21 protein-coding genes and 1 pseudogene are annotated in these 22,514 nt (G+C 62.8%); 9 read left to right on the forward strand and 13 right to left on the reverse strand.

The features are described 5' to 3' along the window. Positions 1-8 precede the first annotated feature (8 nt). Positions 9-374, reverse strand: a complete 366-nt coding sequence (locus ABIE49_RS04275; RefSeq protein ID WP_027538546.1) for a response regulator — start codon at positions 372-374, stop codon at positions 9-11. A 245-nt stretch (positions 375-619) separates the two neighbouring features. On the opposite strand from ABIE49_RS04275, the gene ABIE49_RS04280 reads away from it, so the two are divergent. Together ABIE49_RS04280 and ABIE49_RS04285 are read left to right on the forward strand one after the other, a co-directional pair. Then, positions 620-919: a DUF3572 domain-containing protein gene (locus tag ABIE49_RS04280; RefSeq protein WP_192734246.1), complete on the forward strand. Its 300-nt coding sequence runs from the start codon at positions 620-622 to the stop codon at positions 917-919. A gap of 5 nt (positions 920-924) precedes the next feature. After that, the gene (locus ABIE49_RS04285) at positions 925-2,223 is read left to right on the forward strand and encodes a DNA polymerase IV (RefSeq protein WP_502915981.1); all 1,299 of its coding nucleotides are present in this window, start codon (positions 925-927) and stop codon (positions 2,221-2,223) included. A 127-nt stretch (positions 2,224-2,350) separates the two neighbouring features. Here ABIE49_RS04285 and ABIE49_RS04290 read toward each other — a convergent pair whose 3' ends face one another. Beyond that, entirely contained in the window at positions 2,351-3,220 is an 870-nt protein-coding gene (locus tag ABIE49_RS04290) for a cell envelope integrity EipB family protein (RefSeq protein ID WP_192733715.1), read from the reverse strand. 249 nt (positions 3,221-3,469) lie between these two features. Between ABIE49_RS04290 and ABIE49_RS04295 the strand changes: the two genes are divergently transcribed. The 4 genes from ABIE49_RS04295 to ABIE49_RS04310 all read left to right on the forward strand — a co-directional run bounded on the left by ABIE49_RS04295 (position 3,470) and on the right by ABIE49_RS04310 (position 6,577). After that, complete coding sequence (locus tag ABIE49_RS04295) at positions 3,470-3,937, forward strand: RidA family protein (protein ID WP_192733716.1); 468 nt, start codon at positions 3,470-3,472, stop codon at positions 3,935-3,937. 12 nt (positions 3,938-3,949) lie between these two features. Continuing rightward, positions 3,950-4,696, forward strand: a complete 747-nt coding sequence (locus ABIE49_RS04300; protein WP_192733717.1) for a glycerophosphodiester phosphodiesterase — start codon at positions 3,950-3,952, stop codon at positions 4,694-4,696. Between the two features lie 154 nt (positions 4,697-4,850). Next, complete coding sequence (locus tag ABIE49_RS04305; RefSeq protein WP_192733718.1) at positions 4,851-6,101, forward strand: GNAT family N-acetyltransferase; 1,251 nt, start codon at positions 4,851-4,853, stop codon at positions 6,099-6,101. Between the two features lie 47 nt (positions 6,102-6,148). Continuing rightward, on the forward strand, positions 6,149-6,577 hold the full coding sequence (locus tag ABIE49_RS04310) for an HIT family protein (protein WP_192733719.1): 429 nt from the start codon (positions 6,149-6,151) through the stop codon (positions 6,575-6,577). A 145-nt stretch (positions 6,578-6,722) separates the two neighbouring features. On the opposite strand, the pseudogene tsaA reads toward ABIE49_RS04310, so the two are convergent. The 7 genes and pseudogenes from tsaA to ABIE49_RS04345 form a co-directional block, all read right to left on the reverse strand. Beyond that, positions 6,723-7,215 (reverse strand): annotated as a pseudogene (tsaA, locus tag ABIE49_RS04315) (tRNA (N6-threonylcarbamoyladenosine(37)-N6)-methyltransferase TrmO). 49 nt (positions 7,216-7,264) lie between these two features. Then, on the reverse strand, positions 7,265-8,236 hold the full coding sequence (locus ABIE49_RS04320; RefSeq protein ID WP_192733721.1) for a Bug family tripartite tricarboxylate transporter substrate binding protein: 972 nt from the start codon (positions 8,234-8,236) through the stop codon (positions 7,265-7,267). A gap of 60 nt (positions 8,237-8,296) precedes the next feature. Beyond that, on the reverse strand, positions 8,297-8,653 hold the full coding sequence (locus tag ABIE49_RS04325; protein WP_192733722.1) for an AzlD domain-containing protein: 357 nt from the start codon (positions 8,651-8,653) through the stop codon (positions 8,297-8,299). Continuing rightward, positions 8,650-9,387, reverse strand: coding sequence for an AzlC family ABC transporter permease (locus ABIE49_RS04330; RefSeq protein ID WP_192733723.1), 738 nt, complete (start codon positions 9,385-9,387; stop codon positions 8,650-8,652). Before ABIE49_RS04330 ends, ABIE49_RS04325 begins: the two co-directional genes overlap by 4 nt. A 294-nt stretch (positions 9,388-9,681) precedes the next feature. Further along, a complete protein-coding gene (locus ABIE49_RS04335) occupies positions 9,682-10,113 on the reverse strand; it encodes a nuclear transport factor 2 family protein (protein WP_192733724.1) in 432 nt (143 codons plus the stop codon). Positions 10,114-10,219: 106 nt separating this feature from the next. Next, positions 10,220-11,221 carry a phosphotransferase gene (locus tag ABIE49_RS04340; RefSeq protein WP_192733725.1) on the reverse strand — a complete coding sequence of 334 codons (1,002 nt, stop codon included), beginning with the start codon at positions 11,219-11,221 and terminating at the stop codon, positions 10,220-10,222. A 3-nt stretch (positions 11,222-11,224) separates the two neighbouring features. Further along, complete coding sequence (locus tag ABIE49_RS04345) at positions 11,225-12,241, reverse strand: transglycosylase SLT domain-containing protein (protein WP_192733726.1); 1,017 nt, start codon at positions 12,239-12,241, stop codon at positions 11,225-11,227. Positions 12,242-12,447: 206 nt separating this feature from the next. Here ABIE49_RS04345 and ABIE49_RS04350 point away from each other — a divergent pair, with 206 nt between their 5' ends. After that, positions 12,448-12,804 (forward strand): PilZ domain-containing protein, encoded by a 357-nt coding sequence (locus tag ABIE49_RS04350; protein ID WP_192733727.1) that lies wholly within the window; start codon positions 12,448-12,450, stop codon positions 12,802-12,804. Between the two features lie 102 nt (positions 12,805-12,906). On the opposite strand, the gene ABIE49_RS04355 is transcribed toward ABIE49_RS04350, so the two are convergent. The 3 genes from ABIE49_RS04355 to clpS form a co-directional block, all read right to left on the reverse strand. Beyond that, a complete protein-coding gene (locus tag ABIE49_RS04355; protein WP_354066586.1) occupies positions 12,907-14,514 on the reverse strand; it encodes a sensor domain-containing diguanylate cyclase in 1,608 nt (535 codons plus the stop codon). A gap of 211 nt (positions 14,515-14,725) precedes the next feature. Next, complete coding sequence (gene clpA, locus ABIE49_RS04360) at positions 14,726-17,140, reverse strand: ATP-dependent Clp protease ATP-binding subunit ClpA (protein WP_192733728.1); 2,415 nt, start codon at positions 17,138-17,140, stop codon at positions 14,726-14,728. A gap of 272 nt (positions 17,141-17,412) precedes the next feature. Then, positions 17,413-17,745, reverse strand: a complete 333-nt coding sequence (gene clpS, locus ABIE49_RS04365) for an ATP-dependent Clp protease adapter ClpS (protein ID WP_192733729.1) — start codon at positions 17,743-17,745, stop codon at positions 17,413-17,415. Positions 17,746-18,255: 510 nt separating this feature from the next. Between clpS and ABIE49_RS04370 the strand changes: the two genes are divergently transcribed. Further along, positions 18,256-19,614 carry a TadE/TadG family type IV pilus assembly protein gene (locus tag ABIE49_RS04370; RefSeq protein ID WP_192733730.1) on the forward strand — a complete coding sequence of 453 codons (1,359 nt, stop codon included), beginning with the start codon at positions 18,256-18,258 and terminating at the stop codon, positions 19,612-19,614. Positions 19,615-19,701: 87 nt separating this feature from the next. Here ABIE49_RS04370 and ABIE49_RS04375 read toward each other — a convergent pair whose 3' ends face one another. Then, positions 19,702-20,040, reverse strand: a complete 339-nt coding sequence (locus ABIE49_RS04375) for a phasin family protein (RefSeq protein ID WP_192733731.1) — start codon at positions 20,038-20,040, stop codon at positions 19,702-19,704. A gap of 398 nt (positions 20,041-20,438) precedes the next feature. Here ABIE49_RS04375 and ABIE49_RS04380 point away from each other — a divergent pair, with 398 nt between their 5' ends. Then, positions 20,439-22,286, forward strand: a complete 1,848-nt coding sequence (locus tag ABIE49_RS04380) for a serine hydrolase (RefSeq protein WP_192733732.1) — start codon at positions 20,439-20,441, stop codon at positions 22,284-22,286. The last annotated feature ends 228 nt before the right edge of the window (positions 22,287-22,514 follow it).

A 22,514-nucleotide genomic window follows, 5' to 3' on the forward strand; every position in this document is an offset into this window, starting at 1 on the left:
CACTCCCACTACCCAATAAAACGCCGTACTGTCTCAATAAATTTGCCGACCGAAATTGGTTTGGACAGATACGCTTCGCAGCCGCCTTCGCGGATGCGTTCCTCGTCGCCCTTCATGGCGAATGCCGTCACCGCAACGACCGGTATCGCGCGCAGTTCCGGATCGTCCTTGATCCAGCGCGTCACCTCGAGACCCGACACCTGCGGCAGCTGGATATCCATCAGGATCAGATCGGGGCGCAGCTTGCGAACGAGATCGAGCGCCTCGAAGCCATTGCTGGTGCCGGAGGTCTGATAGCCATGCGCTTCCAACAGGTCGCGAAAGAGCTTCATGTTGAGCTCGTTGTCCTCCACGATCAGGACGGTTTTGGCCATCCCGTCCCTCCCTTGTCCCAAGAACTGGTTTCCAGAACAGGCCCGGCCTTTGGGTGCTTCCGCACCGCCTTTCCGGGCTTGTAGAAAAGTGAAATCAAACTAGCGCCAGATTCGCTCTAACCCGTTAAATCCAAGTGCCATCTTTTCGCGAAGCGGTTTCCACTTGCTTGAACACATTCCGCAGACTCGGGCATGATGGCCATCAAACTAGAGACCATAAGTTAACGGAAAGGCAAACCCGTCTGTTGAAAAAGCCTGTTCACAACCCCCGGGAAGTAGCTGAAATCGTTGCGGTTCAGGCGCTGTCCTTCATTGCGTCCGATCCGGAGCGCCTGGGCCTGTTTCTGGCCGAGAGCGGTTTAGGCCCGGAGACGCTCCGGACGGCCGCCGCCGACCCGCAATTTCTGGCCAGCGTGCTGGATTTCGTGATGCGCGATGACGCAACCGTGAAGGCGTTTGCGGCCGCCTCCGAGCTCCATCCGACCAACATCGCCGCCGCCCGTCAGGTGCTGGGCGACCCGCATTGGGAGCGCGACGTGCCGTGAGCGCACTGGCGCAGGCAGGCGACGGTCCGCGCTGTTTTTGCCGGGATTGCCTCGGCGACCTCGACATCATGGCCAGGCGATGCGGCGAATGCGGCTCCCCTCGCCTGGTTCGCCACCATGCGTTGCCGACGCTGGCGATGGCGCATATCGATTGTGACGCGTTCTACGCGACCGTGGAGAAGCGCGACAACCCGGAACTTGCCGACAAGCCGGTCATCATCGGCGGCGGCAAGCGCGGCGTGGTGTCCGCCGCCTGCTACATCTCGCGGACATTCGGCGTGCGCTCGGCAATGCCGATGTTCAAGGCGCTGGCGCTCTGTCCCAACGCCATCGTGATTCGGCCGGACATGGCCAAATATGTCCGGGTCGGCCGCGAGGTGCGCCACGCCATGCAGACGCTGACGCCGCTGGTCGAACCGCTGTCGATCGACGAGGCGTTTCTCGACCTTTCCGGCACCCAGCGCGTCCACGGCATGATCCCCGCAAAAGTGCTGGCGCGCTTCGCCCGTGACGTCGAGCGCGACATCGGCATCACGGTCTCCGTCGGCCTGTCCTGCAACAAGTTCCTCGCCAAAATCGCCTCCGATCTGGACAAGCCGCGCGGCTTTGCCACCCTCGACCAGGCCGAAGCCCGCGAGATGCTGGCCGACAGGCCGGTCGGCTTCATCTATGGCGTCGGCCCCGCGACCCAGGAAAAGCTGCTGCAGCGCGGTTTTCGCACCATCGCCGATCTGCAGCGCGCCGACGAGGTCGATCTGATGAAGCAGTTCGCCAGCGAAGGCCGAAGGCTGTGGCGGCTGGCGCGCGGCATCGACGACCGCCCGGTGGTGCCCGATCGCGGCGCCAAGACCATTTCGAACGAGACCACCTTCGATAACGACATCCGCGATTTCGCGACGCTGGAGCGAACACTGTGGCGGCTGTCGGAGAAGGTGTCATCGCGCCTCAAAAACAGCAACCTTTCCGGATTGACCATCACGCTGAAATTGAAGACCGCCGATTTCAGGCAACGCACCCGCTCGCAGTCGATCCAGGCGCCGACACAACTGGCGGCAAAAATCTTCGCAGTGTCCCGTGAATTGCTGGCGAAGGAGATCGACGGCACCGCCTTTCGCCTGATGGGCACCGGCGTCAGCGCGCTGCGCGAAGGCTCGCTGGCCGACGACACCGACATGCTGGATCGCCGCTCGGCCCACGCCGAACGCGCGATGGATGATCTGCGCAAGAAGTTCGGCAATGCCGCTGTGATCAGGGGAATTGCGTACAAGGGGCCGGAAAAGGACGAGGAGGAAGAGGAGGAGTAACTATAATCTTGTCATGGCCGGGCTTGACCCGGCCATCCACGCCTTCCTTCTTCGCGGCGCCAAAAACGTGGATGCCCGGGACAAGCCCGGGCATGACGGAATTCAGTACTGAGCGACGCCCGCCCCGTCACTTACAAGGCTTGGAATCCCTGACGTCGAATTTGCCCATCGCGCCTGAAATGACAAAGTCATTGTAGTCCAGCATCAGCGCGCGGGAGACGCCGTTCTCGAACAGCTCGAACGACATCGCATAGACAGGCGTCTGCTCGCCATCCTTGGCCTTGGCGTCGCGGTCGTAATAGCTCACCGTGACCGGCCAGCGCGTCAGTGATTTCATCTGGTCGTTCGCGGTGGAGGGATCGGGGGAAGCGATGGTCTTGGTGCCGGGAATCGGCTGCCCGATCACCGACAGCGTGTTGTAGACCTTCTCGCCATTATCAGAGCCGTCATAGACCATCAGCTCCAGCACCGACTTGCCTTCGCGGGCAGCCGCAATGATGAGCTGGATCTGCTCGGTCGGGAACACGATCTTGCCTTCGAGGTTGAACGTCTTCGCCACCGGCTGCTTCAGCTTGACCGTGATGTGATCGCCGGTCCGCTCGGCGACGCCGTCTACCGGCGCGGATTCCGTATCGTTCATCCGCGTGTCGATCTTGAAGCGGTAGCTCTTGCCTGCCGCATCCTCCCAGGAGGTCGAGCGCAGATCGCTGAGCGTCAGCTTGCCCTCGCCGCTGTCGAGCTCCGACACCTGCCTGAACTCGGACGTGTAGCCCTCGCAGGCGCTGCCGGAGAAATTGTAGAGGATGCGCCCGCGCGCTCCGTTGATGGCGTTGGAGCCGCGCGACTTGACCAGGTTGAGTTCGTAGAGCGCCTGATGGGCAAGGAATGGCCCGCTTGCGGCTGACAGCGCTGGCCCGGCCTGGAAAACCGATCCTGTTGCAACGGCTGCGATTGTCAGCACCCAAGCACGAGGCGGAATCCGGAACGGTCGAGCCATGTGTTCTCCTTGTGAAGCGGAAGATTCGATACACTACTGTCGGCTCTATTGCGTCGCAACTAGGGCGGCGTCACGAAATCGCAGGAATTTGACGCCGGAATGCCACGTTTTCCGGCCTGTTTCTCGGAATTGCCGCCGCTTGCGTGGGTCCGACTCCAATCCGCCCTCGCTTGCAACCTGGAACGTGATGCGCGAAACAAAGCGGACCTGAAAAGGTTCAGGTGTGGTCAATTCAAACGGGGACGAAACATGGCGGGTACGGTCGAACAGAAGCTGGCGGCACAAGGTATCACCTTGCCCGAGCCCCGCGCCGCCATGGCGAACTATGTCGGCTTCGTCCGCACCGGAAACCTGCTGTTCGTCTCCGGCCAGGTGTGCGCCGATGCCGAAGGCAAGCTGATCGCCAAGGGCAAGCTCGGCGCCGGCGTCACCACCGAACAGGGCTATGCCGCCGCACAGGGTTGCGCGGTCAATCTGCTGGCGCAGATCAAGGCTGCGCTCGGCGATCTCGACAAGGTGGTGCGCGTGGTCCGGCTTGGCGGCTTCGTCAATTCGGCGCCGGATTATTTCGACGGACCGAAAGTGCTGAACGGCGCGTCCGACCTGATGGTCACGGCCTTCGGCGACAAGGGCCGCCATGCCCGCACCACCGTCGGCGTCTCTTCCCTTCCCTCCGATGCGGCGGTCGAAGTCGACGGCGTGTTCGAGGTCTCCTGAAAGTAACGCGCGATGCGAGCGCCTGATTGGTTGACGGCACGGCCGGTCGCCCATCGCGGCCTCCATGACGCTGCGCGCGGCATCCTTGAGAACATGCCGGGCGCGGTGCAGGCGGCGATCGCGGGTAATTTCTCGATCGAGGTCGATATCCAGCTTTCCGCCGATGGCGAGGCGATGGTGCATCACGACAATGCGCTCGGCCGCCTCACCGAAGGCTCTGGCGCATTGCGCGGCAAGACCGCCGCCGAACTGAAAGCGGTCAAATTCAAGAACACGCCGGAGCGGATGATGACGCTCGGCGATCTCTGCAGCCTCGTCGCCGGCCGCGTGCCGCTGGTAATCGAGGTCAAAAGCCATTTCGATGGCGACCGCAAACTGGTCACGCGGATGGCCGAGGTCCTCGCCACCTATTCCGGACCCGCGGTCGGCATGTCGTTCGACCCGGACCAGGTGCTGGCGCTGCGCGAGCTGATCCCCTCGCTTCCCCGCGGCATCGTGGCCGAGCGCGAATATACCGAGGACGAATGGCCGGAAGCCTCAGTGGCGCAGCGCCGGGGTATGACGCATCTGCGGCACGCCTTCCGCACCCGGCCGCATTTCGTCGCCTATTGGGTCAATGAACTGCCGGCGGCCGCGCCCTGGATCGCCCGCAACATTTTCGGCCTGCCGCTGCTGACCTGGACCGTGCGCACGCCGGACCAGCGCGCCAGCGCCGCCCGATATGCCGACCAGATGATCTTTGAGGGGTTTGTTCCCTGACGTCTTGGGCTCGAGGTTTCCCGCCGGGAACCTGATCCGCATTACATGGCCTTGAAGTCACGGTCGCAATGCAACATCTTTGCCTGACTTGATCTTTGCCTGACTTGGTCACCATCGCGATGGCTGATCGCAAGGGACCGGCTGCGAATTCTCGATGGCGTCATCCGAAATCACCCTCGAAGCCGTCCCCTCCGCCAGCGATATCCCGGCTGCGGAATGGGACGCCTGCGCCAATCCGAAAGGCGATCCGAACAGCCTCGAAAACCTCGACACGCTGGCTTCACCCGACGCGTCAGGTGATTCGTGCGCCGACTCAAAACCTGCCTATAACCCTTTCGTTTCGCACGCCTTTTTTGCCGCCGCCGAGGCCTCCGGCTCGGCTTGCGCCCGCACGGGGTGGGGTCCGCGGCATCTGCTCGCCCGGCTCGATGGCAAGATCGCCGGCATCGTTCCCTGCTATCTGAAATCGCACTCGCAAGGTGAATACGTCTTCGACCGCGGTTGGGCCGACGCCTATGAGCGCGCCGGTGGCCGCTATTATCCAAAGCTGCAGGCCTCCGTGCCGTTTACGCCCGCCACCGGACCGCGCCTGCTGATCCGCGGCGACGTTGACCACGAGCGGATCGGGACGGCGCTGGCCAGCGGGCTGATGGCGCTGTGCAACGCCACCAACGCCTCTTCCGTGCACGTGACGTTTGCTCGCGAGGCGGAAGCGAAGTTTCTCGGCGCCCAGGGATTCCTGCAGCGCACCGACCAGCAGTTCCACTGGCACAATGACGGCTACAAGACCTTTGACGATTTCCTGGGATCGCTGAATTCCCGTCACCGCAAGGCGATCAAGCGCGAGCGGCGCGAGGCCGTGTCCGCCGGGATCACCGTCCACCGCTTGACCGGCGCTGACATCACCGAGGAAGCCTGGGACGCCTTCTTTGCGTTCTACATGGAGACCGGCTCGCGCAAATGGGGCCGGCCTTACCTTACGCGAAAATTCTTCTCGCTGATCGGCGAGAGCATGAGCCGGGACGTGATGCTGGTGATGGCGCGGCGGGGCGGCCGCTGGATCGCCGGCGCGATCAATTTTATCGGCGGGGACACCCTGTTCGGCCGCAATTGGGGCGCGGTCGAGCATCATCCGTTCCTGCATTTCGAGGTCTGCTATTATCAGGCCATCGACTTTGCGATCGAGCGCGGCCTGAAAACGGTGGAAGCCGGCGCGCAAGGCGAGCACAAGCTGGCGCGCGGATATCTGCCGCAGACGACCTATTCGGCGCATTACATCGCCGATCCCGATTTGCGCCGGGCGATATCAGACTATTTGAAGCGCGAACGCGCTTACGTCGCCGAGGTCGGGCGGGAACTCACCGAGGCCGGGCCGTTCCGCAAGGGCGCCGACGACGAGGCTTGACCTTGATAATACCGACCTGAGAATGAGACGAAACCGAGGGAGCCGCCATGTCCGCCACCTATGACACCAACAACATCTTCGCAAAGATCCTGCGCGGCGAGTTTCCCTGCCACAAGGTCTATGAGGACGAGCATGTGTTCGCCTTCCTCGACATCATGCCGCGTTCGCCCGGCCACACGCTGGTGGTGCCGAAGGCCCCTGCCCGCAACATCCTCGACATCACGCCCGACGACTACGCCCATGTCGCCCGCGGCGCCCACAAGATCGCCGCCGCCGCGATGAAGGCCTTCAAGGCCGACGGCATCACCATCCAGCAGTTCAACGAGCCCGCCGGCGGACAGGTCGTCTTCCACCTCCACATGCACGTGCTGCCCCGCCACGAGGGCGTCGCCATGCTGCCGCCGGCGAGCCGCAAGGAAGACGTCAAGGTGCTGGAAGACAACGCGACCAAGCTGATCGCGGCGTTGAAGGGGTAGCGAACGTCTCAGCTTCGTCATTGCGAGCCACCGGGTCGCGCGAATGCGCGCCCGATGACAGGCTCCGCGAAGCAATCCATCCTTCGGCATGCGAGGTGACAATGGATTGCTTCGCTGCGCTCGCAATAAATGACGGTGAAACCAGCTACTCCGTCTCGAAATCGCCCGGCTGCGGCGGCGCCAGCGGGGTGAACTCGCAGCGATCCGGCTTGAGATCGATCAGCGGGGTCTCGTCGAGGCAGTCGAGGCCGCGCACCAGCACGACGTTGCCTTCGACGCCGACCAGCTTGACGATGGACGTGCCGATCGGATTGGGCCGCACCGGCGAGCGCAGCGAGAACGTCCCGCGCGTATTGCCGTTGTTTTTCGGGCTTTGCAGCACGAAGTCGCGGCGCGACTGGTGCAGCCAATAGAGCACTTCGAGGTTGGAGTAGAAATCGACGCCCTTGAGCGCGGGCACCCAGGGCTCGAAAATCTCCAGCCGGCACACCGGACCGTCATGACGGCCCTGCCGCGGGCTTTCCAGCCGCGACTTCCAGGGCGTGCGGATGCGCCCGATGAACACCAGACCAGCATCCCTGGCCGCGCGGCATGTCGACGGTGATTTCGCCTTCGCGGACTTCGCTTTCCCGAACCATATCTTAATACTCTTGCGTTTGACGCGTTTACCCACTTCGCTCGAAAACGCTAGTCCAGCGAGATGTTGAGCGCCTTGATCACGCCCGCCCAGCGCGCGCGGTCGGTTGCGATGAACTGGTCGATCTCGGCCTGGCTGCGCGGCCGCAGCGGCGGAAAGCCGACCTTCTCCAGCGCGGCGCGGAAGGTATCATCGGCCAGCGCCTTGTCGAGGCTTGCGGTGATTTTTCGCGCGATATCGTCAGGCAGTTTTGACGACGCGGAAACGCCGTACCAGACGCTGACGCCGTAGTCGGGATAGCCGCTTTCGGCCATGGTCGGCACATCGGGCAAATCTGCGATACGTTGTGCGGAACTCACCGCGAGCGCGCGCAGCAACCCGCCCTTCACCGGCGGCAGCGCGGTGCCGAGCGTGTCGAACATCAGCTGGATATTGCCCGATATCAGGTCGGTCAACGCAGGGCCCGCGCCCTTGTAGGCGACATGAACCATGTCGACGCCGGCCATCTGCTTGAACATCTCGCCGGCGAGATGAATGGTGCCGCCGGTGCCGGCCGATCCAAAATTGAGCTTGCCGGGGTTTTGTTTCGCGTAAGCCACGAACTCCGCGACCGTCTTGGCGGGCACCGAAGGATGCACCTCCATCACCACCGGCAGATCGGTGATCAGCGCCAGCATCCGGAAGTCCCGCTGCGGATCATAGGGCAGCTTCTTGTACAGCATCGGGTTGAGCACGAAGATCGATGCCGCCGTGAAGAACAGCGTATAACCGTCAGGCTCGGCCCGCGCCGCGGCCTCGGCACCGATCGCGCCCTGCGCGCCAGCCTTGTTCTCGATCACCACCGGCTGCTTGAGGTCGCGGCTGAGATATTCGCCGACCATGCGGCCGAGCACGTCGGTCGGACCGCCCGCCGCATACGGCACGATCAGCTTGATCGGTCGCGTGGGATATTCGGCCGCCTGTCCTTGCGGCGCGCCTGCAACCAAACCAAAGGCCAGAGCCGCCACTGCGCGCCAATTCATGCCGTTCCCCTTGCCGTTTCTGAGTTGAAGGGACACTACCGGATTATGCGGCGGCTGCAATCAACCGAGCCACCATTTTCCCGCCACCAGTGCGACCTCGCCCGAAACGACGCCGGCAAAGATCGAGCGCCGGGTCAGCATGAACACCGCAAAGCCCGCGGCGACCGCGCCGTAGCGCAGCCAGTCCGGCACGCTTGCGAGCGCTCCCGGCGGCTGCACCAGGATCTGCGCGATGACGCCGGCGAGGATCGCGGTCGCCACCGCCCTCACCCAGACCAGTACTTCCGATCCTTCGTCGACGCCGCCGCCGAGCCAGAGCCCGAGCATGCGCCAGACCTCGTTGGGCAGGAAACCCGCGATGACAAGCACCAGCAGCGCGTGGGGGTCACCCAGAAAGTTTGCGAGCCAATCGCTCATACGCGCACCCGCCACCAGTGCGCGCCGTAAGCGATAGTGCCCGCCGTGATGCCGCTGATCAGGATGTCGACGCCGGTCTGCAGCGTCGCGACGAGCGGATACAGCGCAAGCCCAAGCACCAGCGCCAGCACGTCAGAAATCTGCCGGCAGTTGCGCGCGGTGGAAAGCAGGAACGCCAGCGGCGTCAGCATCAGGATCGCGGCCGCAAACAGCTGCGGCAGGTTGGCAGCCAGGCCGTACCCGACCGTGGTCGCGACCAGACAGACCGAAAGAAGTCCGCAGCCGAGCCCGTGCGTGAACGCGATGCGCCGCTCGCGAGGCACCAGCGGCAACAGCCGGTGGCACTCGACCCACAGCGTGACGGCAATGAAATGCGCCGCGAGCACGAGATGACGACGCTTCGTGCCTGATGTCCGCATGGTCGGCAGCACCGACACCACCATCGGAAACAGCCTGATGGCGCTGACGGCGACGGCAATCGCGGCCTGCACCACCGTTGCCCCGGAGCCCAGCGTCGTAATCAGGATGATCTGCGCCGGGCCCGCCCAGACCAGAACCGTGCTGCCGAGCACCCACCCCAGGCTGAAATGGCTGTCATGCGCCAGCGCACCGATGCCGACATAGGTCGCAAACAGCACCAGCGTCAAAACCGTCGTTGCAACTGAGCGCATACCCAATGCGAAGGCGCGCAACGGGCTTTGCCATGTCACAGAGTCGAGCGGAGGGAGCGCCACGTATAACCGGCCGGGGGTGAATCCTGTCGGGCATAACGGCGGTGAAACAAGGCGGCGTCAAGCGAGGCCGCCTCAGGGCTGGCATGCATGGGCTGACGCAGACAGCGCCCCACCGTCATTGCGAGCCAACGGGTCGCGCGAATGCGCGCCCGATGACAGGCTCCGCGAAGCAATCCATAGCGCGGCATAACGGTAGGTGGATTGCTGCGTCGCTGCGCTCCCTTGCACAAACGCTTTGCGTTTGTTGCAGGCAATGACGAAAGTGGGAGGCTACCCGTTTCACGGCCCCGGCTTCTACGACGCCGCCATCTGCCTGACGGCGTCATCGTAATTGCCCAGCACGCGCTCCTCCAGATCGGTATCGCAATATTCGACTACCTCCGCGATCTTGTCGCCGCGAAATTTGAACACGAAGCAGTATTCGTTGTTGTAGCGCTGGCCGCGCTTGGTCTGGACGTCGCCGCGCACTTCGGCCACGACGTAATCGCCCTCGGCGACCAGATTGATGGCCTGCGCCCGATACTCGGTCGCGAACAGCGCAAACAGCGGTTTCAGCAGCTTGGTGCGAACCTCTTCCTGACCACAAAAGCGTTTCGACCAGCTGCTGTGGCCCGGAAAGCGCCAGACATAGTCGGGGTGCACGGACGCGCCGAACACGCTGCGATCGCCGGTCTCCAGCGCTTGATAGATGCGCCGGATAGTGTCCTTGTTCTCGATGGTTCCCATTTTGCATTCTCCGTTGCGGGGTACAACTGACATGCCCGAGACGGGGTCTATTCGTCCAATCGATCGATCGTATAGTCGCCATTCGCCCAGTGAATTTTAGCCGCTGCTAGACGGCGGCTTCGAGCTTCGGCGCAGCAACACCAGACAGGAATGACGCCAGGTACATCTTGCCGAGAATGTGCCGGGACTCGGCTGCACCGCGTATGAGCCGACCTTCGTCGATCGCAAGGCGGAACTGCTCGGGAGTTGGGGCTGAAAGATCGGTGTCCTCCTTCGCCCAAGACGCCGCTGCAGACGCGCTGAACATGACGCCCGCATAAAAAAGGCAGGTGAGCGCGCGGACCGACGCCAGCCGGGCACGAAGCGCCTCGTCAGGCGCGCGGCCGAACCAGGCCTTCAGGAGCACATCCTCCAATTCCCGAGAACGCGCGAACTGATTGAGCACGATCGCCGCATCGACGAGGGGATCGTTGCAGCAGGCTGACTCCCAATCGATCAGCCAGAGCCGTTCGCCATCGAACAGGATGTTGTTCGGGGTGGGATCGTTGTGGCTGGAGACCAGCCTGGACGCGCCTGCGTCGTAGGCTTCCCGGAGCAGTTCGAGACGCTCCACATGCGCATCAAGCATGCCGGCGGCAAACAGGCCGGTCCCCCGCACATGCGCAAACAGGCGCGCGACGATGTCGCCATAGTTGACGTAATAGGGAAAGATCGAGGTGGCCTGCAGCCGCGAGAACAGCTCTCCCAGCGCCTGCACCAGTGCGGGCGGCCCGCCCGGATAGGTTTTCAGCGGTTGGTGCTCGATGAAGTCGATCACCACGATACGAGCCGCCTCGTCGAGATAGCGGATGGCAGGGGCAATTCCCGCCTCCGTCGCGATGCGCATCGAGACATATTGGTGCGGATTGCGCAGCGGGCTTGGCTCGCCCTCGATCCGCAACAAATAGCGCCGTTGGCCTACTTCGACACAATAGACCGATGCCGTCGTCGCCCCACCTGTCATCGCCGTGATCGCGCCGACCGGAGCGGAGCCAAAAGCGGTAGCGAGCGCTGAGCGCGCGGTCTCGCGATGGGCTATCGAGAACACGTCGAAACCGTCTTTGCTCATGAGTCACCCCGGCACGCCCCTGTTTCGCAGCACAAAGCACGCCCCGCCGGCTCGGCGGATGCGGTTGCAGAGATCATCCGCGGCCGGCCGCGTGTCGGCGCCGATCCGCACCTGGTAGAAGGCCCTTGTACCGCGGCTGCGCATCACCGAACTGAGCAGGCTCGGGTCCTGGTCGCCGATCACAGCACTCAGCCGCTTCATCGCGCGCGCATACATGGCCAGCGCCTTGTCGCGGTTGAAGCCGGCGGCGAGCTGCACGCCCCACAATTTCGCGGCAGAGAGCGTGATTCGCTGTTCGAGGCCCGTGACGAAGAGATTGGGCGCCCGCTTGAGCAAGGCCATCAGTTCGCGGCAACTGGAGGCTGGTGCGGCTTCCGGCATCTTGCCGTTCCGTCCCGCGGTCGCCCACTCCTCGACCGTTGAGCCGGTGATGGCGACGACGTAGTTGCGGGTTTCCTGGGGCATGTATCCCGTGCCGGCGAGCCATTCCTGCACCCGCCTCGGGCCGGCATTATAGGCCGCCGCAGCTAAGCCGAGATTGCCGAACAGGTCGCGCAACTCGCTGAGGAACTCGGCGGATTTCGGCAATGCCTGCACGGGATCGAAGGGATCGAGCAGCCGTCGCTCGTTCGCGGTTCCCGGCATGAATTGCGCGATGCCCTGCGCGCGCTGGCCGCTCCTGGTCATCGGTCCCACCGCATCGGATTGAAAGCGGCTCTCCTGCCAGATCACGCGCGCGAAGAATTCCAGCGGCAGGTTTGCCGCCCTCGCCGCCGATTCCACCATCAGGCACAGCGCCTCGCGCGTATCGCTCTCGCGCGCGGCCTCCTTGGGCTTCTCAGGAGGTGGCGCGTCTGGAGGTGGCGTGTCTGGCTGTTTCGCAGGTTCCTCGACGCCCGGCCGCGCGGCATCGGTCGGAACGGATGGCGCGGATGGCGCGTCTTGGGCGATAGCCTGCGCAAACGACGCCAGCATCGCCAGCAAGCTCAACCCGGCGCGGAGACCATGACCTGTTCGCATTGCCGTCCGATTTCCATCGAAGGTACTTAATACCGGCCCCGAGGGGTCGGTTCCAGAGCTCGGCGTAACCATGTTTTGGTCTCCGAAAGCCCTGAATCCCCGCCATCGCGCCGATGTTGGTTTACGTTAACGGCGCTTTTTGGCGGCCAAAGCCTTTCGCGGCCGATAAAGCGGCGTAAAAGTCTCCCTTTAATTGGGAGATGTCGATGCAGGACCGACGCGAGAACGCGCGCGACAAGGTGATTTACGGCGGCGTCGCGGAAATCGGCGAGAACGGCGCGAGCCGTGAATGCATCGTTCGCAACATCTCCGACAAGGGCGCCAGCGTCGAATTCAGCAATACCATGGACCTTCCGAAGGAACAGATCTCGCTTCGCATCGCACGGAAAGGCCGCTCCTTCCTCGCCAAGGTGGTGTGGTGGCGCGATAATTTCGTCGGCCTCGCCTTCAGCGGCGAACCTCCGGCCGCGCCGGTTTCCGATCTGGAGGAGCGGCTGCGCAAGAGCGAAATCAAGAAGCGGCAGCTTCAGCGCCGCATCAACGAGCTGCTCGGCGAACGCTGACCACAGCCTTTCGGTCCCGATTCAATCGGAACGGGAGTTCTGGATTCGTTATTTGACGCGTTTTCTTGACGCGAACCGGTATCCACTGCGCTGGAAAACGCTCTACTCAGCCGCGAGCTTCGCCGCCGGCGGCGGCAACCATCCGACCACACGATTGCGCCCCTGCTCCTTGGCCTGGTACAGCGCCTGATCGGCCGCATTCAGCAAGGCTTCAAATCCCGGCATGCTCACGGTCGCGGCCGCAAAGCCGATACTGGCCGTGACCTTGAAATGAACCTCGCCGGCCCGCAGCGTGCCGGCGGCGACGGCCCTGCAGATCCGGTCCGCCACGATCCGCGCCTGATAGAGATCGGTCTCGGGCAGCAGCATCGCGAACTCCTCGCCCCCGATCCGGCCGACGATGTCGGACGAACGCTTGCCCTCCAGGCAGGCATTGGCGACCGCGATCAGCGCGTCATCGCCGACCGCGTGGCCGTAGCGGTCGTTCACCGACTTGAAGTGATCGACGTCGATCATCAGCACGGAGAGCGGCCGGTAGTAGCGCTGAAACCGGCTCCACTCCGCCGCGGCGAGCGCGAGGAAGTGCCGGCGGTTGGCGAGGCCGGTCATCGAATCCGTCGTCGCCAGCTCCTCCATCTGCCGGGCGGTGCGGACGAGATCGGTAACATCGCAGTAAGTCAGCATCCGTCCGCCGTTCTTCTGAACCGAACAGTGCGCCCGGATGTGACGGCCATCGGTGGTCTGCAAGTCCCGCAGCGGCTCGCTGCCGTCCCGGACGGCGGCGACCCGGCCGGCGTAGAAGGCGTTCAGCTCATCCGGCGTCATGCCGCGCTTGCTGGTATGCGGAGAACTCGCGATCAGCGACGCATAGGACGGACGGCTGGCGGCCTGTTCATCGCTGACGCCCCAGTACTGCCGCATCTTGCGATTGAGGAACTGCGCATTGAGTTCGCCATCGAGCAGGACGACGCCTTCCGATAAATTGTCGAGTGCGCCGCGCAAGACTTCCAGTTCGTCCATATGGCGAACAATGTCGGTCACGTAGGTGTAGCTGATCATCCGCCCGCCATTCGGCAGATTGGCGCATTGCATCCGGACCACGTCACCATTGGTGCGGCGCAGATCGAGCGGCGTGGTGTCGCCTTCCCTGACCAGGCGAACGCGGTTGGCGACGTAAGCGTCGATCTCGGCGGGCGCGACCTCATACGCCCTGGTGTCGCGGCCATGATACATCAGCGCCACGAAAGCCGGATTGCGGTCGGCGACCGCATCCGGCAAGGCCCACATGCGGCGGAAAGCACGGTTGATGAATTGGGATTTCAGGTTGGCGTCGAGCAACAGAACGCCGACATCGACCACGTCGAGCGCCGCGCGCAATGCCAGCATCTGGCTGCGCATGATCTGATCGGCGCCCTTCGCTTCATCGGGACCGGCCTGCGCGCCTTCCGCCTTGACGTCTTCCACGGTCTCGAACACCAGACCGATCTGCTTCTCCGACTGCCACGACCGCTTGCACGGCAGCGGATCGCCCTCACCCGGAATCATCAGATGGAAATGTTCGGGGACGCCGAGCACGCTCTCCACCTCGATGACCGCGCCGGTATCGGATATCCGGCGCACGGTGCAGTCGATGGTGGATTGACCGTAGTTCGAGATCACCTTGCCGGCCAGGAACGTCCGGCCGCGCGGCATCGGTTTCTGTTCGGGCATGACAGCGTTTTCCAGTTTGCCTGGCCCGATTAAACGGGCGCATGGTCTAAACTGGTTTAACCTGATGGTTCCAACCGCGTTCGTACGGACACCGACTTCGTCCCAATGCTAACGAGCGGTTAACGACCGCAAATTGAACCGGCAACCGCCCAGCACAAAGCCGGCGGTCTTGCGACGCGCCGGCTTCGTTGATGCTTAAAATCCTGGCCGCTCAGACCTTGACCAGCGGCCCCCGCGAGGCCGGCCCATTGGAGCCGCCCCCGCCATTGGGACCCGATTTCGGCTTCCGCGGCGTGGCGCGCTTGCGCGCCCCGGGCAGCTTCTCCGGCTTCGGCGTAACCGGCCCTTCGACGAACTCGAAACCGATCTTGTCCTTGTCTTCCGCCTCGTCCTTGATCAGGACGACGCGGACATGGCCGCCACCCTTGAGCCGGCCGAACAGCACTTCATCGGCGAGCGGCTTCTTGATGTGCTCCTGGATGACGCGCGCCATCGGACGCGCGCCCATCTGCTCGTCGTAACCATGTTCGATCAGCCAGGCCTTGGCGGGCTCCGACAATTCGATGGTGACGTCGCGATCGGCCAGCTGGGCCTCGAGCTGGAGCACGAACTTCTCGACCACCATGCCGATGACGTCGGCATTGAGATGGGCGAACGAGACGATGGCATCGAGGCGGTTGCGGAATTCCGGCGCGAACTGCCGGTTGATCGCTTCGTGGTCGTCGCCTTCCCGCTTGCTGCGCGTGAAGCCGAAGGCCTGGCGCGCGAGGTCGGCCGCACCCGCATTGGTGGTCATGATCAGGATCACGTTGCGGAAATTGACCTGCTTGCCGTTGTGATCGGTTAGCCGGCCATGATCCATGATCTGCAGCAGCACGTTGTAGAGATCCGGATGCGCCTTCTCGATTTCGTCGAGCAGCACCACGCAATGCGGATGCTGGTCCACGCCGTCGGTCAAGAGGCCGCCCTGGTCGAAGCCGACATAGCCCGGAGGCGCGCCGATCAGGCGCGACACCGTGTGCCGCTCCATATATTCGGACATGTCGAAGCGGATGAGCTCGACACCGAGCGACGCCGCGAGCTGCTTTGCCACTTCGGTCTTGCCGACGCCGGTCGGACCGGAGAACAAATAGGAGCCGATCGGCTTTTCCGGCTCGCGCAGGCCGGCACGCGCCAGCTTGATCGACGCCGACAGCGCGTCGATCGCCTTGTCCTGGCCGAACACCACGCGCTTCAGGGTCTGCTCGAGATGCTTGAGCACCTCGGCATCGTCCTTCGATACGCTCTTGGGCGGAATCCGCGCCATGGTCGCGATCGTGGTCTCGATCTCCTTGATGCCGATGGTCTTCTTGCGCTTGTTCTCGGCCACCAGCATCTGCGCCGCGCCCGACTCGTCGATCACGTCGATCGCCTTGTCCGGCAGCTTGCGGTCGTGGATATAGCGCGACGACAATTGCACCGCGGCCTCAATCGCCTCGTTGGTGTATTTCAGCCGATGGTAATCCTCGAAATAGGGCTTCAGGCCCTTGAGGATCGCGATGGCGTCTTCCACCGTCGGTTCGTTAACGTCGATCTTCTGGAACCTTCGCACCAGCGCGCGATCCTTTTCGAAATGCTGGCGGTATTCCTTGTAGGTGGTCGAGCCCATGCAGCGGATCGTGCCCGATGCCAGCGCCGGCTTGAGCAGGTTGGACGCATCCATCGCGCCGCCGGAGGTGGCGCCGGCGCCGATCACGGTGTGGATCTCGTCGATGAACAGAATCGCGTTCGGATGCGCTTCCAGTTCCTTCAAAACCTGTTTGAGCCGCTCTTCAAAATCGCCGCGGTAGCGCGTGCCCGCGAGCAACGTGCCCATGTCGAGCGAGAACACGGTCGCCGCGGCCAGCACTTCCGGCACTTCCGAGTCGACGATGCGCTTGGCAAGGCCTTCGGCGATCGCGGTCTTGCCGACGCCGGCTTCGCCGACGAACAGCGGGTTGTTCTTCTGCCGGCGGCACAGCACCTGGATCGCCCGGTTGATTTCGGAGTTGCGTCCGATGACGGGATCGATCTTGCCGTCGCGCGCCTTCTTGTTGAGGTTGACGCAGTAGGTATCGAGCGCCTCGCCCTTTTTCTTGGCGTCCTCGTTGCCCTTGGTCTCGGTCTCCTCGTCGACGCCGCGAACCGGCCGCGCCTCGGAAACGCCGGGACGCTTGGCAATGCCATGGCTGATGTAATTAACCGCGTCGTACCGCGTCATGTCCTGCTCCTGCAGGAAATAGGCGGCGTGGCTTTCGCGCTCCGCGAAGATCGCGATCAGCACGTTGGCGCCGGTCACTTCTTCGCGACCGGACGACTGGACATGAATCACCGCGCGCTGGATCACGCGCTGGAAACCGGCGGTCGGCTTGGCGTCGTCGGCTCCGTCCGTCACCAGATTTTCGAATTCGGTCTCGAGATAATTGACGAGGCTGGTGCGCAGCTTGTCGAGATCGACGCTGCAGGCACGCATGACCGCGGCAGCATCCGAGTCATCGATCAGCGACAACAGCAGGTGTTCGAGCGTCGCGTATTGATGATGCCGCTCGTTTGCAATCGCCAGCGCACGATGCAGGGATTGTTCAAGGCTTTGGGAAAAAGTTGGCATTCGCGTCCTCTGTGGCCCCCGGTCATCATGATCGCCATTACCCGGTCAGGCAACAACAACCTTCGTCGTCCCGTGTCATATAGTTACGCACGATCGTGGCGAAAGACAGGTCCCGTGAACAGTGGTTTTTCTCTAAACTTTCGCACCATCGCGACACGAGCACCAACCCGAAAAACTACTGGGTTGCCGCCCTGCTTCCTCCAGGGCGGAACAATGCAAGACCCGTTCCTTTTAGCCGGTCGCCCTTTAGCCGGTCGGGGCTGGTGCAGCGGCTATTTCTTTTCCATCACGCATTGCAGGGGATGCTGATGCTTGCGTGCAAAATCCATCACCTGCGTCACTTTGGTCTCGGCGATTTCGTAAGTGAACACGCCGCACTCACCGATACCGTGGTGATGAACATGAAGCATGATCTTGGTGGCCGCTTCCGCGTCCTTCTGGAAGAACTTCTCCAGCACATGAACCACGAACTCCATCGGCGTGTAATCGTCGTTCAGGATCAGGACACGATAGAGATTCGGACGCTTGGTCTTCGGCTTGACCTTGGTGATGACCGACGTCGACGGACCGTTTGTCCCCGCATTGCGGTTTTCGTCATTGCTCATCCGGGGAGCAGAGACGGCGGTCGCGGCGGGCGCGTACAAACAGGCTTTGGAGTTCAACTGCAACATGGCTCAGGTGTTCGACATTCCGGACCAAAATCCTTATGGGAAACCGGACAGCGCATCGTCGCACGCTCGCGAAGGCCCCAAAACGACCACCACAAGGCACCCAGCAACGCTTTCCAGATCGCCGCTCCCGGTCCGATCCAGCGGCGGATCGGCTATTGGAATATGGGTCCAGTTGCAGACCACCGCAAGCGCATCAACGCTGCCCTGCCGCGCCCGCAACCGGCCCCGAATCCCGGTCCGGCAATCCAGGCAAGGTTAATCGTTTCTGGCGGATTTGACAAAGGAAGGCCCCTGCCCGTTTAGCGGTCCTTGAGCATAGCAGGCACTTCTGGCCGCCGGTTTCCCGATACATGGGCTTTGACCCGTTTTTGCGGGAACCGATTTACCACCTGTTTAGTGGCCCAGGCCGAAATACCGCTAGAAACCACTATTTCGGTGAGAGCCATGCTCAATACAGCCATTTTCAGTCGGGTGCGTACGGCCGCCGGGCGTTTTGCCAGGGCCGATCAGGGCAACATCGCGATTCTGTTTGCCATCGCCGCCGTCCCGATCATCAGCTTCGTCGGCGCCGCCATCGACTATACCCGCGCCAACAGTGCCCGGTCGTCGATGCAGGCTGCCATGGATTCCACCGCCTTGATGGTGGCGAAAGACCTCTCGGACGGAACCATCAAGGTCTCGGACATCAACACCAAGGCTCAGGACTATTTCAAGGCGCTCTACACCAACACCGAAGCAAGGGGCGTGAGCGTCACTGCGAGCTATACCGAAAACACCGGCAAGGGCTCGACCATCAAGATCACCGGCTCCGGCAACGTGCCGACGGAGTTCATGAAGGTCGCCGGCTTCCCGCAGATCGGCTTCGACACCAGTTCGACCTCGCTCTGGGGCAACGTCAAGATGCGGGTGGCGCTCGCACTCGACGTCACCGGATCGATGAACGATGACGGCAAAATGACGGCGATGAAGCCGGCCGCAAAGGCCCTGATCGACCAGATCGGCGCCCTCGCCAAGAACACAGGCGACGTCTATATTTCGGTCATTCCCTTCGCCAAGGACGTCAACGTCGGCGCCAGCAACTACGAACAGTCGTGGATCGAGTGGAGCGAGTGGGAGGCTGCGAACGGCAAGTGCAGCGGCAAGAACTCCGGGAACTACCCTACAAAAAGCTCCTGTGAATCGGCCGGCAGGACCTGGACGGTGAAGAACCACGATAACTGGAACGGCTGTGTGACTGACCGCGATCAGGACTACGATACCAAGAACACGACGCCGACCTCCGATTATCGTACCAAGTTCTATGCCGAGCAGTACAACGCATGCCCGGCGCAGTTGCTGCCTCTGACGACCGACTTCGCCTCCGCCAAATCCAAAGTCGACGAGCTGACCCCGAACGGCGGCACCAACCAGCCGATCGGCATCGCCTGGGGATGGCAGTCTCTCACCCAGGGCGCGCCACTCAACGCACCACCCGAGGATGCCAATTACACCTATAAGAGGGTGCTGATCGTGATGTCCGACGGTCTGAACACGCAGGATCGCTGGCCGTCATACGGCAACGGCCAAGTCCAGTACAACGGCGCCATCGACGCCCGCCAGCGCATCCAGTGCGACAACATCAAGGCCGACGGCGTCATCATCTACACGATGCACGTCAACACCAACGGCGATCCGACCTCCACCGTCCTACAGTATTGCGCCAGCGGCTCGGACAAGTTCTCCACCGTGACGTCCTCGAGCCAGATCGCGACGGCCTTTACCGCGATCGGCACGTCGCTCTCCAAGCTGCGCGTCGCGAAATAACCGCGACGCAGCCGGCAGGACAACAACGCAAAACGAAAAAAGCCCGGCCTTACGGCCGGGCTTTTTGTCTTGCTACAGCGCAAAAAATTAGTTCGTGGCGGGAGCGAACTTCGCGACCAGGCCTTCGTAGGGCTTGAAGGTCTGCTTGGCCAGATCGGTATAGAGGCCGGCAATCTTCTGCGACTCGGCGACAAAGGTCTCGTAGGACGAGCGGGCGAATTCGGTCTGGGCTTCGATCGCCTTGTCCACCGACTTCACGCCGGACAGCTTTTCAACAAACGACTTGGTGTCTTCGAACGACTTCTTGGCGTAGTCGCCATAGGCGGTCGCAATCGCCTGAACACCGCTCTGCAGGTTGCTCGCGGACGCGGCGACCGTTTCGAGATGCTCTTTTCCGTAGCTCTGAATGTCTTCAACCTTGACCATCTTGGAGTCCTTTCCCAGACTGAAATGTAAATCGCCGGGAGGTCCCGGCTCCCTGACCACCTCTCCCTTATAGTGCACCGCACAATGACTGTCAAGGAATATTGTGCGACGCACAAATACCGACGATTAGCGCCAAACACCGGAGTGTTACGCAACGGTTACTTAACCTTTTGGAAACTCGCGCCGCCTAACCTGATTCCCGGACGTGTTCGCCTTCCGACAGACAGATTGAAAGCTGTTTGTGAACAACACCTTAGCTAGAACAGCGACCTGATCGGCCAGCCGGGGCCACATTGCAACCAGGCTAACCGCTTCGAACAGGCAGCGTCACCGGACCGATGGGCACAATTTCGCCTCACGAACCGGTGATCAAGATAGAAATTGGGACGGGGAAGTAAATGCTTCGTACAACCTTAGCTTCCTCGCGCACATTGCGAGTTTGCGTTCTCGGGCTGGTCACTCTCACCTCTGCAGTCATCTACACCAGCGACAGCGCGGAAGCCCGCCGCTACCGCAAAAAGCACCACACCGCCCACCACGTGGCGCGCGCGAGCTATAGCCCGCAATTCGCCTCCATCATCGTCGACGGCAATTCCGGCGCCACGCTCTCCTCCAACAATCCCGACGCCCTCCGTCGTCCGGCCTCGCTGACCAAGATCATGACGCTCTATCTGCTGTTCGAGCAGCTCGAGCGCGGCAAGATGAAACTCGACACCGAAATGGAAGTGTCCGCGTATGCTTCCCAGCAGGCGCCGACCAAACTCGGCCTGAAGCCCGGCCAGACCATCAAGGTCGAAGACGCCATCAAGGGACTGGTGACGCGCTCCGCCAACGACGCCTCGGTCGTGATCGCGGAAGCCATTGCCGGCGACGAAGACGAATTCGCCAAGCTGATGACGCGCAAGGCGCGTTCGCTCGGCATGAGCAGGACCGTCTATCGCAACGCCAACGGCTTGCCCAACGATGAACAACTCACGACCGCGCGCGATCAGGCAACGCTGGGCCGCGCGATCCAGGAGCGCTTCCCGCGCTACTATCGCTATTTCGCGACCACCTCATTCACCTATCGCGGCCAGTCGATCCGCAATCACAATCGCCTGCTCGGCAATGTCGAAGGCGTCGACGGCATCAAGACCGGCTACACCCGCGCTTCGGGCTTTAATCTTGTCAGCTCGATGCGGCGCGGCAACCGCCATCTGATCGGCGTGGTGCTTGGCGGCCGCAGCGGCGGATCGCGCGACGCCACCATGCGCACCCTGCTCGCGGAAAACCTCGACAAGGGTGCGACCATCCGCACTGCCGCCGCCGTCACCGAACGCAATTCCGCTGAGGCCAGCGTCGAGGTGGCCGAAGTCGCCAGCACGCCGCGCCCGACCGAGGCGGTCCAGGCCAACAACGCCGCCGCGGCCTCGGAGCCCAGCATGGCCGCAATGCAGGTGACGCGCAGCGTTGCCCCGGCCAAGCCCTCGCTGATGGCCGCAGCCGCAGCCGCCCTGCCGGCGCCGCAACCGAAACCCGAACAGTCCAAGTTCACGGCGCAGGCCAAGCCCGAACCGGCCCCGCTGACCAGCGGTGTGATTCAGACCCAGGCCATATCGGCGATCCCCGGCTCGGCCGAGCCGATGAAGCCGGTCAAGGTCAAGACGGTTCAGGTCAAGGCCGGCGCGATGAAGCTGGCTTCCGCCGGCCCGTCCCAGCCTGTTGCCCCGCCGATCACCAGCGCGATTGCGCCCTCCCGCCCGGAAGTGGCGGAGACCTCCAGCGCCGTCGTGGCGCGGGCTGAGCCGAGATCTGAAGCCGTCAAGCCTGAGGTGATCAGGCCCGAAGTGGCCCGTGCCGAACTGCCGCCGCAGCCTGCCAATCACGGTACCGGCCATGGCGTACTCGGCGTGCTGCCCGCCTCCAGCGTGCCGTCTGCCCCCGCGCAGGCACTCGCCTATGTCCAGCCACAGACCGTCCAGCAGAACGGCGCCATCAAGCCCGCGGCCACCGTTACCCATACCGGCTGGATCATCCAGGTGGGCGCGCTGGAAAGCGAAAGCGAAGCCCGCGCCCGCCTCGATCAGGCACGCAATCAGGCCCGTGGCCTGCTCGGCAAGGCCGATTCCTTCACCGAACCGGTCGTTGCCAAGGATAATCGCAAGCTGTTCCGCGCCCGCTTCGCCGGCCTCGAGCGCGATCAGGCCGAGGCGGTCTGCAAGACGCTGAAGCGCGCCGACATCTCCTGCATCACCGTTCGTAACTGACCCATTTCTCTCTTGGTTCGCAAAGCCGGCGCCGCAAGCGCCGGCTTTGTTGTTTCCAGAGCACAGTTGCAGACGCCGTTCGGCCGCTGGCAGCAAATCGAACCTGCGCAAACTTCTCGTCAAGAATTTACGGTTAAGTTTTCCGGAATGAAGGATCGACCACGCCGGAAAACGGCGGGCGACACGGGGCATCAACCAGAGAATAGGGCAGCGGCAGCTCTCGGTTTG

It is taken from the genome of Bradyrhizobium sp. OAE829 (assembly GCF_040546575.1).
Lineage (GTDB): Bacteria > Pseudomonadota > Alphaproteobacteria > Rhizobiales > Xanthobacteraceae > Bradyrhizobium.

Excerpts from the sequence above, each read along its gene's own strand:
- ABIE49_RS04275 (WP_027538546.1), bottom strand. The coding sequence starts at position 374 with ATGGCCAAAACCGTCCTGATCGTGGAGGACAACGAGCTCAACATGAAG.
- ABIE49_RS04290 (WP_192733715.1), bottom strand. The coding sequence starts at position 3,220 with ATGGCTCGACCGTTCCGGATTCCGCCTCGTGCTTGGGTGCTGACAATC.
- ABIE49_RS04295 (WP_192733716.1), top strand. The coding sequence starts at position 3,470 with ATGGCGGGTACGGTCGAACAGAAGCTGGCGGCACAAGGTATCACCTTG.
- ABIE49_RS04300 (WP_192733717.1), top strand. The coding sequence starts at position 3,950 with ATGCGAGCGCCTGATTGGTTGACGGCACGGCCGGTCGCCCATCGCGGC.
- ABIE49_RS04305 (WP_192733718.1), top strand. The coding sequence starts at position 4,851 with ATGGCGTCATCCGAAATCACCCTCGAAGCCGTCCCCTCCGCCAGCGAT.
- ABIE49_RS04310 (WP_192733719.1), top strand. The coding sequence starts at position 6,149 with ATGTCCGCCACCTATGACACCAACAACATCTTCGCAAAGATCCTGCGC.
- ABIE49_RS04320 (WP_192733721.1), bottom strand. The coding sequence starts at position 8,236 with ATGAATTGGCGCGCAGTGGCGGCTCTGGCCTTTGGTTTGGTTGCAGGC.
- ABIE49_RS04325 (WP_192733722.1), bottom strand. The coding sequence starts at position 8,653 with ATGAGCGATTGGCTCGCAAACTTTCTGGGTGACCCCCACGCGCTGCTG.
- ABIE49_RS04335 (WP_192733724.1), bottom strand. The coding sequence starts at position 10,113 with ATGGGAACCATCGAGAACAAGGACACTATCCGGCGCATCTATCAAGCG.
- ABIE49_RS04340 (WP_192733725.1), bottom strand. The coding sequence starts at position 11,221 with ATGAGCAAAGACGGTTTCGACGTGTTCTCGATAGCCCATCGCGAGACC.
- ABIE49_RS04345 (WP_192733726.1), bottom strand. The coding sequence starts at position 12,241 with ATGCGAACAGGTCATGGTCTCCGCGCCGGGTTGAGCTTGCTGGCGATG.
- ABIE49_RS04350 (WP_192733727.1), top strand. The coding sequence starts at position 12,448 with ATGCAGGACCGACGCGAGAACGCGCGCGACAAGGTGATTTACGGCGGC.
- ABIE49_RS04355 (WP_354066586.1), bottom strand. The coding sequence starts at position 14,514 with ATGCCCGAACAGAAACCGATGCCGCGCGGCCGGACGTTCCTGGCCGGC.
- clpA (WP_192733728.1), bottom strand. The coding sequence starts at position 17,140 with ATGCCAACTTTTTCCCAAAGCCTTGAACAATCCCTGCATCGTGCGCTG.
- clpS (WP_192733729.1), bottom strand. The coding sequence starts at position 17,745 with ATGAGCAATGACGAAAACCGCAATGCGGGGACAAACGGTCCGTCGACG.
- ABIE49_RS04370 (WP_192733730.1), top strand. The coding sequence starts at position 18,256 with ATGCTCAATACAGCCATTTTCAGTCGGGTGCGTACGGCCGCCGGGCGT.
- ABIE49_RS04375 (WP_192733731.1), bottom strand. The coding sequence starts at position 20,040 with ATGGTCAAGGTTGAAGACATTCAGAGCTACGGAAAAGAGCATCTCGAA.
- ABIE49_RS04380 (WP_192733732.1), top strand. The coding sequence starts at position 20,439 with ATGCTTCGTACAACCTTAGCTTCCTCGCGCACATTGCGAGTTTGCGTT.